The sequence below is a fragment of the Thioclava kandeliae genome (assembly GCF_040297545.1).
GTDB lineage: Bacteria > Pseudomonadota > Alphaproteobacteria > Rhodobacterales > Rhodobacteraceae > Thioclava > Thioclava kandeliae.
Genome location: NZ_JAYWLC010000041.1, coordinates 1 through 14,510 on the forward strand (window position 1 = coordinate 1; position 14,510 = coordinate 14,510).

Sequence of the window (14,510 nt, forward strand, 5' to 3'; positions counted from 1 at the left end):
CAAGGCGGAGCGTGATCTATGTCTGTCCGGTCTGTGATCGCGGGCGCCGTCCTCCTGCTGATGGTAGCGGCGAGTTTCGGGGCAGGGTGGTCCGTGCAGGGCTGGCGGCTCGGTGCGCAGCTCTCCGCCAAGCATGCGGCATGGGATGCGGAAAAGGCTGCAGTCCTGCTGGCCGAGCGCCAGCGCACCGCCGAAGCGATCGAGAAGACCAACGCCGCCAATGCGGCGCTAGCAGAGGCAGAACGCGCTCTGACGATCGCGCAGGGCGAACGCGACATAGCTCGAAGGAGGCTTATCGATGAGTTTGAAACTGATCCCGATCTCTCTGGCCCCGGCATTTCTGCTGGTCGCCTGCAGTCAATCCGCGACCACTGGGCTGGTGGTAGCCGATGAAGCGCCGCGCCTGCAGGTGGTGTTACCCGCTGCCGCCCGCATCCCCTGCGCCTCTCCGGCGTCCCTTCTATCGACAGGCGGGACGGTGGCAGATGACGCGGTGAGCATCACGCGGCTTGGGGATGAGCTGATCGCCTGTGAGGGACGGCGGCGGCTGGTGGTTGAGGCGTATAACCGAGGAACTTGACGTTTCCTCAAACGCCTTGAAATAAATCCGCAAGTATAGCGTCATAGACCAACTTCCCATATGCTTCGCTATATCCAGTCATTGCACAAGCAAGTATCTTAACGATACCGAGCGCGGTTGGTTGTAAACCGTCGTTCAGTTCGATCATCCCTCCATGATTTTGGAAGGATGAAATATAGAAGTCTTGCTTGCCACACATTATTTTTTCTTCGACGTCATAAGTGGAAGCTTGTGGTTCTTTACTCTTAAGGCGACTGAGATATTCCATGCGCGTTAGTATCTTTTCTGACGCCCAAAGATCGTAGGGAATAACCTTAAATGTTTGTTTTAAAGATTTAAGTTTCTCAAAAATGGGCTCCATTGAGATTTTCTTTGCTTCTGTTGCCGCTTCAAGGCCGAAAGCAGGAGGAAAATAGAGCACTAAGTCTGCATGAGAGGTGCTGTTGAGATGAATGTCTATTTCAATATTTGATGGTAACGGGAAAACCCCGTCTTCATCATACTTTTTTAGAAGTCGACTGAATTTTGAATTTCCGCAGATCACTACTTTATTGAGCGCTTTATGCTCTTGCACATAGGAAAATGCCTTTGCGATAGATGCAGTGAGCGAATTTTTAATTTCCCCTACGTTCACATCGTGATTGGCGTAACACTTGGCTAAGTAGAGCCATCCAGCTATGCTCGGATGAGCGCTAGAATCCATGTAAAATATTGAGGGAGCTGCCGACAGATCCGAGGTGTTTATTGCGTGGTTAGGAAATTCTAGAAGGACATCTTCTAGATTCCAGACCGGATGTCTATAACGACCATTTTCAGTATATTTATTTTTAATTTTGTTTTCGCCTTCGCGAATAGACAGGTCCCAGAATAAGAACCTTTGGTTTTGCATTTTCGATAATTTATGCACTGTTTGAATGACCGTATCATACATTATTTTATCAAATTCAGCAGTGATGTTCTCTTTCGCTATCGCGAGGTGTTCTTCGCCGGACGAGAGGATTTGTTCTGCGGTTGCGTGCTTGAAGAGCGCTCTGTTTCCAAAACGAAAATCGCCGACGATATGTAAAGCGCCACTGTATTTGGTTACATAAGGAACCACTCGTGGGCTCCATACGGGCATTCCGCCGACACCTACCACATCTCCAAAAATTGGTGGCAGTTGTTCAGTTCTTACTGCGTGACGCAAACGAACCGAATGAGAGGGGCCTGTAAGCAAGCAATCCTTGACACTCATCAAGATTTTCTCCCATACCTAACCATTAAGATATTCGCTAACTATAGATGTTGTATCATGAAAACAAGCTTCGTATATGGCCCATCTGAAATACAATTTCGGATGTCAGGGCTGCCGTCAGATGTAGACGCCATCATGGTAACATTAGCGGATTTTCGAGGTGCGAGGGATCGCTCCATAATCGTTAAGTCTGATAAATCAGCGGACATAATTTTGCCTGCAGAGTTTAACTTACTTTTTGGTGCCGCCATTATACGATTTCAGGATGGGATAGTAGTTATTGAGCCGGAAATACGTTTCCCTGAAGCACAAGTGGCAAATCTGGAATTCATCCGTCGGTGGGTTGATCGCAAACGGCCAGAATTTGAAGCTAGTTTCATTCGAGCTCATATGTGTAGGTTTTTGAAAGACGTAGTTAGCCCACAGTCTAGGGTATATGATTTTTTGAACGTGGAATATTTGACCGAGGCGTGTAAAGCGTCGGTTTAGAAGTACGCTAGCCAACTCAAGCGACTAGCGTGTTTCAATTATTAAAGATGGATGAAGCGAGCTCAGCTTTTCAACATCTGAATTATATCTTTCAAGATACTTGGTTGGGTTTTAAGTATGGAAAGAAAACGACCGATTACAGGATTAAATGATATTTTCTGAGGGTTCGCTGCCTCTACATTCATAGTCATTTTGCTATCGCCGGGATGGCGATTAGTTCCCAACGCAGCCATGGCTGCGGCGGCTTGGTAGCCTACATCAATTAGCGTTCGTACGTCTTGTTCATGCTGGAAATAAAAATTGTTTCGAAGAGAAAATAGATCAGAAACAGCAGAATTACAGAAGTTCGCGCATTCAGCGAATTTAAGGTAGGCAGCGTCACGATCTTCGTCTCTAAGTGAAAATATTGCTGATAGTACAAGAAGATTCGCATAGTTCATATATGTTAAAGGGAAAATTCCGTTATAAGGAAGCGCACTCAAAGCTTTTTCGACTACAGCTTTAGCATCATTAACTCTGTTAAGGTAGCAGAGCAGGATAGCTAAATTTACTGCTGAAGACAGCTTCCATCTTACCGAATGATTGGGCTTTGGTGCCTGCGCTTCATGAGCTTTGTAAAAATTGAATAGCAGAGCGTCGGTAAAGTTTGAACGGTTTTCAATGTCCTCTGCAATTCTAAACGCAGAGAGAGTAATCAAACCACCATAAAATTGGTTTGAATGCGGGAGTATATCGAGATGGCAAAGACAGAGATAAAACAGATCATCTGTTGGAAGAGACCGGATCCCAGCCCCGAATAGATTCTGCGTCATGTAAGCATGGTTGTCTACTTGATTTAAATCAAGCCGAAAGCGTGCAAAGCTTTCCTCGGTATCAATAGGCCCATCGTTCGTTTCGATTATCAGTCTATGCGAGGCGATATTAAATTTTTCGATAGCAGTAGACAGTTCAAGCGTCTCTCCATCGAACTGAGACGTAAAGATTAAGCAAGCTTGCTTTTCACTTGTCACCCTATCGATGCTCCAAAGTGTAAACGAAGGACTGGAAGGTTTTGACAATCTGAGTTTCAAAGTGTTGTTTTCTACTCGTACTTCCATCGCTTTGACTTCTTTCTTTAGCTTGCGATTTAGATCAGCGTGCATGATTGATAGCTTTTTGAACATTTAAGATCGCACCAGTTATCGACTTTTATAAATCAACTCTGCAATCTTGAAGTCTTCGGGCCAATCAACATCAAACGCTTCTAATTTTTCCACAGAGAATAGAAATGGTTTGTCGCCGATACGATCACATCTGTTGGCCATCTCGGCCTTTGAAATCATAAAAACGGAGCTGTTAATTTCAAATATTGGATCCAAATCTTGCGTTTGAGGCCATTTTACTGCGGCACGATTATGGCTAATGCACTCGCCTTTATTGTCCCAAAGGAACGTTTGTATACGAGATACGCCCATTAGACTGTCATAGTCGCCATTTTCAACTTCTGAGCGATACATTTTGATACTATTGTCAATTTCCTTCGCTTCGAAGAACGGTGAGGTTACGTGTGTCCAATATATGATGCCTTCGGGCATGATTGTTGGCACATAGGCAACAAAATCATCTAGTGTACCTGCCGCCGCGAGTGCCGCCGGTCGCTCCGAAACATGCAGCGGGACTTTGAACAGGCCGCGCATGGACTCAGCGACCCGCATGACCTCCGGATCATCTGTGTTGACTGTAACTGAAGCGACCTCGGCGGCTTCGGAGAGCTGGCGTAATTTAAGCTCGAGTAACCCGCCGGGAATGCCTGCGAATGTCCGAGTGTTCTTATGCGGTACGCGTTGGCTGCCGCCTCGACAAGGAAGGAAGACATGCACTGGTGAGGCGGTCATGAGGAAGTTCTTTCTGAAATAGATACTTCTGCAAGTGTTGCTACATGCGGGAAGTTGAATTCTTTACGCAGGATATCCATACCGCTAGGGTCTGCTGCGTAATGAGAGACCTGAAGGAAGGCTATGTCGTTTGAAGACGCAGCCTCGAAGTCTGCCTTTGCATCGCCTAAGAACAAAACTTCGTCGAGTGCGATATGCGCTTCATTTCGAATAATGTCAGCCACTAAGTCTGTTTTTTTTCGTGGTGACCCGAAAATATCGCGGAATTTTCCGGCTATTCCAATTTCCGTCAGGGCACTTCTAAGCTCTTTTTGTTCAGAACCTGAGGCAACGTAAGCAATGCGATTCATAGCCTGCAGTTCATCCAGAAGGGAAAGAGTGCCTAGTGTGAGCGGCTGAGAAGGATATTGCTTTTGGCAATACTCCGCAAAAATCTCAAGAAGATTTTCTTTTTCTCCATCTTTAGCCTGGCGACCAAGAAATCTTTCGAAGAACGCGTCAAGCGTACGGAATCTAGACATGCCGAAAGCTGTCTTCTGAAATTCCAAGAAGGGAGTTACGCATTCTTCTGGGTAACAAGAGACAGCGTTGGCAAAAGCTTCGGTCTTCATGCGATTAGAGTCGAGGAGAACGCCGTCGCAGTCGAAGATCCACAACTTATATTTGCTGAAGTCGATCACTTCGCGGCCTCACCTTGAATTTTTGCGTAAAGTGATTGCGATGGGATTTTATAGAGAGTTGGCGTAATAGACGCCATTTCTCCATGCCAAGGTGTCTGTGGATTTAGCCCGTGTTCGATTGCCGCTTGTACGTCGCGCGCATTACCTTGCTGGGACACAGTCGCTTGAGCGTAGCCATCAAATCCGGCCAAATATACCTTACTGGCTTTGAGCGCTTCAGCTGCACCGATTGCCATACCGAGTGGCGGCTCATCAGTGATCGGGCCTAGCTTTGGGGCTTTCGTATCTTTGCTGGATTGCTCAAGCTGGCAAATATTTTGGTACGTCGGCACAGAGTTACGGAAGCGCGGAGGAGGTGTCGTAAGAAGTAAGCTACGGGGTTGCTCCAGAAGCTCTATTTCTCCATTAGATAGACGACTGAATTCCTGTCCCGCTAGGCAGAATATCTGCGGCAGCCCGCAATTCTCAAAGTATGCCGCGTTCCGGGTGGAGGAATGAACCAAAACCATATCTTCGCGCTTAGCCAATTTGATTAATGCTTCAGCATGTTCGCCGGCACTCACACCGCCGCCGATAATAAGTGTGCCTCTCCCGGTAACTTCTTTAGCCAAAGCCATGTCTGAAAGTAGGGGATACGCATCGTTGTCAAAGTCCGCATCGCTGCTCGGAAGAAGTGCTTCGACAATAGAATCCATTTGATACCGTCGTGTCCCCAGCCAATCCATCACGTTGGCCTGAGGTAGCGATGCTGCTCCTGAAACCATATAAGCTAAGTTTGTCCCCCAGCCATATTCCTTTTGTAGTGTTTCAAACAGCTCTAGGGCCTTGGACAGGGGGCCGAAATGACACCCAGTAGGGAAGTGTTGCTCTCTGTAGACTGAAATTAGTTCGGTCTTGAGGTTTCCCGCACCGCGCCCCATACCGGTGAAAGTGGCGTCCAGCATGGTTGCCCCCGAGCGCAGAGCGGCAAGACTGTTTGCAAAGGCCAGCGAGAGATTGTCGTGGCCATGGTAACCAACCGGCTGAGGGAGAAGTTCTACAGCTTGTGCGATCGTGCGTTCGGCCTGATCGGGCATAACTCCGCCGTAGCTATCAACCAAAGCAACGTAATCAACAATGTCAACGGCTTCGGCCAGAGGTTTAAGAACTGTGTCCGCTTGGTCGACATATTTCGTCATATACATAACGTTAATTGCGACTTTTAGCCCTTTAGCTTTAATTTGGCGTCCAAAGTCGATGCACTTATTCAAGCTATCTGGCGGACAGGCAAAGCGAACAAGATCGACTATGCCGACCAGATCTGAAGTGAGCGTCTCGATTAGATCTGAATTCATGTCCTTGAAGTTAAACATAATTGCCATACCTTGGTCCGGCCGCAATTGCTGCTTCATTCGATGAAGTGTCTCGACATTCAGATGGAAGTATTGTCCGAGGTATCCTGATTTCTCAGGGCTGCGATAGCCAACCTCGACGTATTTGATTGGCAGCGATTGGATAGCGCCAAAGTAGGCGTCGAGAAGCGACTGTGAAAAATCCCAGTTTGTATAGTAGCCGCCATCGCGAAGGGTGCAGTCTACAATTTCGAAATGGCGCATAGCAGAACTTTCTATTTTTCGATTATTGCTCGGATGTACGTCACGGCCGCAGCCAAGCAATGGGGAAGGTGCCTCCCAATCTGTATTTTTGCAAGAGCTTGAAGCCCAATTTGTCGCGGGAGCTGCTAGCTCAATGGTGGAAGCTCATTTTGATTGGGTGGCATTTTTTTGATTAATATGATCAATCTAACTTAACGTCGTGGAAATTTTGCCTTTTATCGCTGAACGGATCACATATAACCGATCCGCATAATAAGCAGCGATGACACGCATTGAATGCCCGTGATGATGTGGAACGATAAGGCTTTAAGTAAATGAAATCAATAAGTTCGTTGTTGAGTAAAGTTCTAGGAGATAAAGAATATCGTGATCTGGGTACGTCAACCGTTGACCTGCCCGGCTTCGATTCAGCCCAATATTTTCGTTATAATCCTGACGTGGCGGCGGCTTTTGAGGGTGCGCCAGATCCACAGTCTGCAGCCTTAAAGCATTACATTGCTTATGGTGCAGCGGAATACCGCCGTGTCTTTGCTGACGGCTTGGGGCTCGACCATGACCAGAGCCGATTGCTTAATATAGATTTTCATTTAGGTTCGGGCAAAGATGGCGAGGCTGTTCGCGCATTCTCGGCATTGGCTAAGTCCCAAGGACAGGATTTAGCGGAGCTTCTCAAGTCCCATCCACGGGAAGGCTGGTTGTGTGCTGGCTTTAATTTCCCAAGCTATGCGACTGAACATCGAGAGTTGCTTAAATTTACTTTTGATCAGAACGCTATTGCACTCCATTTTTTAGAGTTTGGTCTCGAAGACGGTGAAACCGGTTATCCTGAAGCCTGGAATGCCAAGCTTGTGCGTGAAATCTATGGTGAAGATATCTCTGAAGACCTGAACGGCCCGGAAGCCCTCAGAGAGCTCCGCCGTCGGAAGGGACCAGGTTATTACGCCATGAAGGAGAGCGAGCTTTTTGCTCTTTACGGCTTTGCTCCTGCTTTAGCAAATTTGTTCGAAGAAGACTATAGTTACAGTTTTAGTGTAAATAAAGGAACAGCCAAGAAGCAGCCTTCTCGCGCGAAAATCATCCAAGATTTCTGTGAAAATGGCTGGAAAAGCCTACAGCCAATCAATCCAGATTTGATCTTCGATGCAAAATTTTACGAAGAATCCTATAACCCGCTGAGGAAAACCCCACAAGGCATGACCAAAAGCCAAGCTTTATATCGGCATTGGCTTGGGGCAGGTATTATGTGGGATGACGCACCCAATCTCGCGCGCCTCGGCAAGTTGATCTTCGGAACGTTTATCCCTTCCCCCATCCTGTCCCAGCTTGATCGCTTCGTAATGGGTAGCGACGGAATCGATATGTCATCTACACCACGCAAGGTTCTTGAACACTTGCGTGATAAGCCGAAACCCGGCGCTGAATGGTTGGATCTTTCTGATCGCCTTAGCCAGAGCTTTATCAGGAACCTAGGCGATAGGAAGGTGATCGCGGGTGATCTTATAACGGGGCGCTGGCTTTATGGATTGGTATTGGAGGCTAATCCCGATCATGTTAAGGCAAATATGGCGATCGCTGATTTGCTTCAGCGCACTGATCGGGGGCCGTCTGCGCGATCGCACCGGCGTAAGGTTCCGATCTCTCGTGAGAATGGGTGGAACTCGCTCAATCTTATCGAGCTATTGATTGAGCAGGGCAAGTTTGCAGAAGCCGCCGAGGTCTTGCAAAAGAGTGCCTCGCAAGTGGCGCATGACGTAGTCACGCGTGAACGCCATAACGCTCTTGCGACGGACGGGTTCTGGAAAATTTGGAACACGATTGCTGATCGAGCCGAGGTGTTCGGTCTGGAGTCTGCGCAATCTGACCTCAAAAAGATGGTGCGCAGCTATTATTGCGAACCTGAGCATAACGTCGCTTTACGCTCGGCACCGATCAAAAGTGTCGCTTTGGTCGGCAATGAAGATCTCTACCAGTGTAAGCTGTATCGGGTAGACCAAAAGGCAGAGCAGCTGCGTCAGGCCGGGTTTGACGTGCATGTATACTCGCCTTCGACGGATATCGACGCCTTTATCGATGAGTTGGATAAGTTCCAGGCGGTGATTTTCTTCCGTGTCCCCGCTTTCCCGAATATCGTGGATGCTATTGTAAAAGCAGGGCAGGCTGGTCTCGCCACCTTCTATGAAATCGACGACATCGTTTTTGATACGGACCATTTCCCGCCGAGCTTCGAAAGCTATGCCAACCAGATAACGCGTCGTGAATATAACGCGATGGCCTGCGGCGTGCCCTTGTTCGAGCGTGCGATGGAGCTTTGCGAATACGGGATCGCTTCTACAGCGACACTGCGCGAGGTTATGGAGCAGAAGGTGCGTAGTGGAAAAGTGTTCGAACACCAAAACGCACTTGGCCGATTGCATATGCTTGCTATTGAAGATCACGAGGTCGCCTCTGCGTCTGATGACGGCCCTGTCGTGCTGTTTTACGGTTCAGGGACGAAGGCGCATAAAGAAGATTTCCATGATATTCTTGAGCCGGCGCTTGCGGAGATGGCCCGTAAACACGGCCGTAAGGTCGAGATCCATCTGATTGGCTACTTCGATCAGTTCAAGCATCTCGATCTCAAGAAGCATAATGTGAAGATGCTGAAGCCTGTTTGGGACTTCGAAGAATACTGCACACTCGTGGCCAAGGCAGACATTAATCTTTCAATTCTGTCTTCTTCACTGCTCACTGATGCGAAGAGCGAGATCAAATGGATGGAAGCCGCGATGTTCGGCACTCCATCTGTTGTGAGTGCCACCCGCACCCATCGCGAGAAAATTGTTGATGGCGAGACCGGTTTCTTGTGTGAAACAAAGGAAGATTTCTCTCGGGCATTGGATCGTCTTATTGGGGATAAGGCTTATCGCAAGCAGATCGGATCGGCTGCCCGTGATGTCGTAATGCGGGAATACTCGCTCAGCGCGATGGGTGAAAATCTTCGGTCAATCTTTGAAACTGTCAGGCCTTCCAGTGTACGCAAGAAGCGTATCGTGCTGGTGAACGTTTTCTATCCGCCACAAGCGATCGGCGGGGCTACGCGTGTTATGAACGACAACGTCTGTCTGCTACGTGAGCAATATGGCGACGAATTCGAAATTGATGTCATTTGCACCTATGAAGGTGGTCGTAATGCCTATCAAATTGATCGGTATGCTCGCGATGGAGTGCGGGTATGGGCGATTGCGACACCGGATATTCCGGATGTCGATCATCATATTACCGATGAAGGTATGGGTGCAGCGTTCGACAGTATCTTGGAACGTGTCCAGCCGGATCTCGTGCACTTCCATTGTATTCAGCGGCTGAGCACCTCGATCATCCTCCAAACCCGTTTGCGTCAAATTCCCTATGTCATCACGATGCATGATGCATGGTGGATCTCAAAAAATCAGTTTGTTTTGGATCCAGCAGGCGATGCGAGCTATTACGACTATCGCTTGGATGTCGCGGATCTGCCGGAACGAGCGCAGGGGCTGCGTCGCTCCTTGCTTGGTGCAATCGCTATTCTGCCAGTGTCCGAAGCTTTTGGTCGGATTATTGCGAAAACCGGTTTGGATAAGCTCATTGTCGTTGAAAATGGCGTTTCTAACCTACCCGAGATAAATAAATTGCCGTCCTCAAGCGGACGGGTACGTTTGGCACATATCGGAGGTGTCAGTCGGCATAAAGGCTATCACCATGTCCGCAATACTCTCCTTACCACCGAGTTCAAAAATCTCGAACTTCTGGTCATTGATCATGCGCTTCCTGCCGATGTTGAGGTAAACGAGGTGTGGGGCAATACGCCGGTTACGCGGCGCGGCAAGTTCTCGCAAGACGAAGTCGAGAAGCTCTATGCTCAGATTGATGTACTTTTGGCGCCCTCGACATGGCCTGAAAGCTATGGACTGGTCACCCGTGAGGCCGCCGCGGCCGGCGCTTGGGTTGTTGCATCTGATCAGGGCGGTATCGGTTCGGATGTAATCGAAGGGCAGAATGGTTTCGTTGTTGATGTCGCTACCAACGATGGTGTCAGGAAGGCGCTTCAAATGATTGATGCTGATCCAGAGCGTTATCGCCATAGCCCCGAGGTTCCGCCTGTTTTAAGACACGTTGATCAGCAAGTCGCTGAGCTGGTAAACTTATATCGGGGTTGGATTGCATAAAATGCTTAGCTGTGTATGGCTGTCCTAGCGTTCTCAATTGGCGTGGGCTGCATTCGTCGGTCAGTCGAACGGAGCTCACATGCTTGAACTTATTGATTCGTATGGGATGCTAAGCTGAATTTCAGCCGAGGTTCTATTTCAGCGCCATCCAGCTCTAGATATCGCTCGGCAGATCGCACTATTGCTGCTGGAGTGAAGATACGGATACAATACAAAAATGGTGGTGAAAACCAATGATCGACCAGACGTCCCTCCCCGATGTGCTCCTTATCACGCCGCCGCGTTTCGGTGATCATCGCGGGTTCTTCTCGGAGAGCTGGAACAAGAAGAAGCTCGAGGCCGAGGGGGTGCACCTTCCAGAGTTCGTGCAGGACAACCACTCGCTCTCGCGCGAGAAGGGCACGGTGCGGGGCCTGCATTTCCAGTCGCCCCCCCATGCGCAGGGCAAACTCGTGCGCTGTGGCCGCGGCGCGATCTTCGATGTGGCGGTCGATGTGCGTAAGGGCTCGCCCACCTATGGCCAATGGGTGGGCTATGAGCTGAGTTTCGAGAATGGCAGACAGCTCTGGATTCCGGGCGGCTTTCTGCACGGGTTCATGACGCTCACCGATGATGCCGAGATCTGTTATAAATGCACCGATCATTACGCGCCCGAATGCGACGGCGCGGTCAAATGGGACAGCTGCGGCATCGACTGGCCGATTGCCGGTCTCACCCCCATCATCTCCGAGAAAGACGAGAAGGCGCAGAGCCTTTCGGATTTCACCACCCCTTTCACCTATGAGGCCTGATTCCATGAAACTCCTTGTCACCGGCGGGGCCGGTTTTATCGGATCGGCTGTGGTGCGTCTGGCGATCGCGCGTGGCCACGCGGTCGTCAATCTCGATGCGCTGACCTATGCGGCCTGCCTCGAGAATGTGGCGGGGGCGGCCGCCTCGCCCGAATATGCCTTCGTCCATGCCGATATCCGCGACCGCGCCGCCCTTGATGCGGCCTTTGCCAAACACCAGCCCGATGCGGTGATGCATTTGGCCGCCGAATCCCATGTCGACCGCTCGATAGACGGGCCGGGCGATTTCATCGAGACCAATATCACCGGTACCTATAATATGCTGGAGGCCGCGCGCGCCTATTGGGTGGGGCAGGGCAAGCCCGAGACGTTCCGCTTCCACCATATTTCCACGGATGAGGTTTTTGGCTCGCTGCCCGCAGACCCGTCCGTCAAATTCACCGAAGAGACGCCCTATGATCCGCGCTCGCCCTATTCGGCCTCCAAAGCGTCATCCGATCATCTGGTGCGCGCCTGGCACGAGACCTATGGCCTGCCGGTCGTGCTGACCAATTGCTCCAACAATTACGGCCCCTACCATTTCCCCGAGAAGCTGATCCCTGTGGTGATCCTCAACGCGCTGGCCGGCAAGCCGCTGCCGATCTATGGCGCGGGCGACAATATCCGCGACTGGCTCTATGTCGAGGATCATGCCGATGCGCTGCTTCTGGTGGTGGAAAAGGGCGAGCTGGGCCGCAGCTATAATATCGGCGGCGAAAACGAGCGCACCAATCTGGAATTGGTGAAGACGCTTTGCGCGATCCTCGATCAGAAGCGCCCGAAAACATCGGGCTCCTATGCCGACCAGATCACCTTTGTGACCGACCGCCCCGGCCATGATGCGCGCTATGCGATCGACCCGACCCGCATCCGCACCGAGCTGGGCTGGCGCCCCTCGGTGACGGTCGAGGAAGGGCTCGAGCGCACCGTAGACTGGTATCTTGCCCATGAGGCCTGGTGGCGCCCTTTGCAGGCGCGCGCCGATGTGGGCGTGCGTCTGGGCACCGGCGAGACCAAGAAGGAAACCGCATGAGCATCCTTGTTTTCGGATCCACCGGTCAAGTCGCAACCGAGCTGAAATCGCTGCTGCCTGATGCACAGTTTCTGTCTCGGGCCGAGGCGGATCTTTCGAACCCTGAAGCCTGTGCTACGGCGATCGCTTCGCACAAGCCCTCGGCCGTGATCAATGCCGCTGCTTACACAGCCGTAGACAAGGCTGAAAGCGACGAGGATATGGCGGCGCTGATCAACGGCGCATCGCCCGCCGCGATGGCCAAAGCCTGTGCCGAGCTTGGCATCCCCTTCGTCCATGTCTCGACTGATTATGTCTTTGACGGGCAGGGCGAGACGCCGTTCACGCCGTCGGACATGACCGCGCCGCTGGGCGCCTATGGCCGCACTAAGCTGAAGGGCGAGCAGGGGATCGCGCTCGCTGGTGGTGCCTATGCGGTCTTGCGCACCTCTTGGGTGTTTTCCGCGCATGGCAATAACTTCGTGAAAACCATGCTGCGCCTTTCGGAGACGCGCGACAAGCTGACCGTGGTGGCCGACCAGATCGGCGGGCCGACCTCGGCCCGCGCGATTGCCAATGCCTGTGTCACCATTGCCGGCCAGCTGCAGGCAGATCCTGTCAAAGCCGGCCTCTATCACTTCTCCGGTGCACCCGATGCCAGTTGGGCCGATTTCGCCCGCGAGATCTTCGCGCAGGCAGGGCGGGGGACAGCGGTCGAGGACATCCCCACCACCGCCTTCCCGACACCCGCAAAACGCCCACCAAACAGTCGGATGGACTGCACCACCACATTCGACGCCTTCGGGATCACCCGTCCCGACTGGAAAGCCGATCTGACTGACGTATTAAAAGAACTGGAGGTCAGCGTATGACCAACCGCAAAGGTATTATTCTGGCCGGGGGCTCGGGCACGCGGCTTTACCCACTGACCATGGCTGTGTCGAAACAGCTGATGCCGGTCTACGACAAGCCGATGATCTATTATCCCCTCTCGGTGCTGATGCTGACCAGCATTCGCGAGATCGCGGTCATCACGACGCCCGATGATCAGGCGCAGTTCAAGCGCGTCCTCGGAGACGGTAGTCAGTGGGGCCTGGAGCTGACCTATATCACCCAGCCCTCTCCCGACGGTTTGGCACAGGCCTATATCCTCGCCGAAGACTTCCTCGACGGTGCGCCTTCGGCGATGGTTCTGGGCGACAATATCTTCTTCGGGCATGGGTTGCCCGAGTTGCTGAAGGCGGCTGATGCCCAAGGCGTCGGAGGTACAGTTTTCGGCTATCGCGTGGCGGACCCGGAGCGCTATGGCGTGGTCAAATTCGACAAGACCGGCCGTGTGGAGGAGATTATCGAGAAGCCTGAGGTGCCGCCGTCGAACTATGCGGTGACAGGCCTCTATTTCCTCGATGGCGATGCGCCTGCGCGCGCCAAGCAGGTGAAGCCCTCGCCTCGCGGCGAGCTGGAGATCGTGACGCTTCTCGAAAGCTATCTGAGGGATGGCACGCTAACCGTGAAGCAGATGGGGCGTGGTTACGCGTGGCTCGATACGGGCACGCACGCCTCGCTCCTCGATGCGGGTAACTTTGTCCGCACGCTCTCGACGCGTCAGGGCGTTCAATCCGGCTGCCCGGAAGAGATCGCTTACGAGCAGGGTTGGATCGACGATGAGAAAATGGGCGAACATGCTGAGACGTTTAAGAAAACGGCCTACGGTAAGTATCTGACTCAGTTGCTGGCCGAGAAGAAAGCAAAGCGATAGCCACGCACTAAGATACGACGAGACCCAGCGGCACGGATAGGCTGCTGGCTTTTGTATTTTGATACCGGACTTTGATTTTGCTACGTTTTCCGAAAATTGTGGATTTGGGTTTTGACGTACCTGAACCGCCCCATTTGAGAGGTCCAGTTTAAAAGTTAGTGCATCGTGGGCCTTCGGTCTACTGGCACGATGCTTTCGGGTGCTGGTTTGTATTGACCCAGCTGAATCTGCTCAGGTTAGGCCGCTAATCTGAATGCCTCGACAGGCGTGCGC

General features: G+C 51.4%; 11 protein-coding genes. 6 read left to right on the forward strand and 5 right to left on the reverse strand.

From position 1 onward, the window contains the following. The first annotated feature begins 18 nt into the window (after positions 1-18). Entirely contained in the window at positions 19-393 is a 375-nt protein-coding gene (locus VSX56_RS19730) for a hypothetical protein (protein WP_350939267.1), read from the forward strand. A gap of 194 nt (positions 394-587) precedes the next feature. Here VSX56_RS19730 and VSX56_RS19735 read toward each other — a convergent pair whose 3' ends face one another. The 5 genes from VSX56_RS19735 to VSX56_RS19755 form a co-directional block, all read right to left on the reverse strand. Next, a complete protein-coding gene (locus tag VSX56_RS19735; protein ID WP_350939268.1) occupies positions 588-1,814 on the reverse strand; it encodes a hypothetical protein in 1,227 nt (408 codons plus the stop codon). 551 nt (positions 1,815-2,365) lie between these two features. Beyond that, positions 2,366-3,445, reverse strand: coding sequence for a hypothetical protein (locus tag VSX56_RS19740; protein ID WP_350939269.1), 1,080 nt, complete (start codon positions 3,443-3,445; stop codon positions 2,366-2,368). Positions 3,446-3,481: 36 nt separating this feature from the next. Continuing rightward, the gene (locus VSX56_RS19745) at positions 3,482-4,177 is read right to left on the reverse strand and encodes an acylneuraminate cytidylyltransferase family protein (protein WP_350939270.1); all 696 of its coding nucleotides are present in this window, start codon (positions 4,175-4,177) and stop codon (positions 3,482-3,484) included. Next, the gene (locus tag VSX56_RS19750; RefSeq protein ID WP_350939271.1) at positions 4,174-4,857 is read right to left on the reverse strand and encodes an HAD family hydrolase; all 684 of its coding nucleotides are present in this window, start codon (positions 4,855-4,857) and stop codon (positions 4,174-4,176) included. Before VSX56_RS19750 ends, VSX56_RS19745 begins: the two co-directional genes overlap by 4 nt. Then, a complete protein-coding gene (locus VSX56_RS19755) occupies positions 4,854-6,452 on the reverse strand; it encodes a hydroxymethylglutaryl-CoA lyase-like TIM-barrel protein (RefSeq protein WP_350939272.1) in 1,599 nt (532 codons plus the stop codon). The genes VSX56_RS19750 and VSX56_RS19755 overlap by 4 nt, the downstream gene beginning before the upstream one ends. Before the next feature lie 335 nt (positions 6,453-6,787). Between VSX56_RS19755 and VSX56_RS19760 the strand changes: the two genes are divergently transcribed. From VSX56_RS19760 to rfbA, 5 genes are all read left to right on the forward strand, one after another. Next, positions 6,788-10,636: a glycosyltransferase gene (locus tag VSX56_RS19760; RefSeq protein WP_350939273.1), complete on the forward strand. Its 3,849-nt coding sequence runs from the start codon at positions 6,788-6,790 to the stop codon at positions 10,634-10,636. Positions 10,637-10,869: 233 nt separating this feature from the next. Continuing rightward, positions 10,870-11,427, forward strand: a complete 558-nt coding sequence (gene rfbC, locus VSX56_RS19765; protein ID WP_350939274.1) for a dTDP-4-dehydrorhamnose 3,5-epimerase — start codon at positions 10,870-10,872, stop codon at positions 11,425-11,427. Between the two features lie 4 nt (positions 11,428-11,431). Next, a complete protein-coding gene (gene rfbB, locus VSX56_RS19770; protein ID WP_350939275.1) occupies positions 11,432-12,499 on the forward strand; it encodes a dTDP-glucose 4,6-dehydratase in 1,068 nt (355 codons plus the stop codon). Then, positions 12,496-13,350 carry a dTDP-4-dehydrorhamnose reductase gene (rfbD, locus tag VSX56_RS19775; protein ID WP_350939276.1) on the forward strand — a complete coding sequence of 285 codons (855 nt, stop codon included), beginning with the start codon at positions 12,496-12,498 and terminating at the stop codon, positions 13,348-13,350. The genes rfbB and rfbD overlap by 4 nt, the downstream gene beginning before the upstream one ends. Beyond that, positions 13,347-14,237 (forward strand): glucose-1-phosphate thymidylyltransferase RfbA, encoded by an 891-nt coding sequence (gene rfbA / locus VSX56_RS19780; RefSeq protein ID WP_350939277.1) that lies wholly within the window; start codon positions 13,347-13,349, stop codon positions 14,235-14,237. Before rfbD ends, rfbA begins: the two co-directional genes overlap by 4 nt. Positions 14,238-14,510 lie beyond the last annotated feature (273 nt).

Excerpts from the sequence above, each read along its gene's own strand:
- VSX56_RS19730 (WP_350939267.1), top strand. The coding sequence starts at position 19 with ATGTCTGTCCGGTCTGTGATCGCGGGCGCCGTCCTCCTGCTGATGGTA.
- VSX56_RS19735 (WP_350939268.1), bottom strand. The coding sequence starts at position 1,814 with ATGAGTGTCAAGGATTGCTTGCTTACAGGCCCCTCTCATTCGGTTCGT.
- VSX56_RS19740 (WP_350939269.1), bottom strand. The coding sequence starts at position 3,445 with ATGCACGCTGATCTAAATCGCAAGCTAAAGAAAGAAGTCAAAGCGATG.
- VSX56_RS19745 (WP_350939270.1), bottom strand. The coding sequence starts at position 4,177 with ATGACCGCCTCACCAGTGCATGTCTTCCTTCCTTGTCGAGGCGGCAGC.
- VSX56_RS19755 (WP_350939272.1), bottom strand. The coding sequence starts at position 6,452 with ATGCGCCATTTCGAAATTGTAGACTGCACCCTTCGCGATGGCGGCTAC.
- rfbC (WP_350939274.1), top strand. The coding sequence starts at position 10,870 with ATGATCGACCAGACGTCCCTCCCCGATGTGCTCCTTATCACGCCGCCG.
- rfbB (WP_350939275.1), top strand. The coding sequence starts at position 11,432 with ATGAAACTCCTTGTCACCGGCGGGGCCGGTTTTATCGGATCGGCTGTG.
- rfbD (WP_350939276.1), top strand. The coding sequence starts at position 12,496 with ATGAGCATCCTTGTTTTCGGATCCACCGGTCAAGTCGCAACCGAGCTG.
- rfbA (WP_350939277.1), top strand. The coding sequence starts at position 13,347 with ATGACCAACCGCAAAGGTATTATTCTGGCCGGGGGCTCGGGCACGCGG.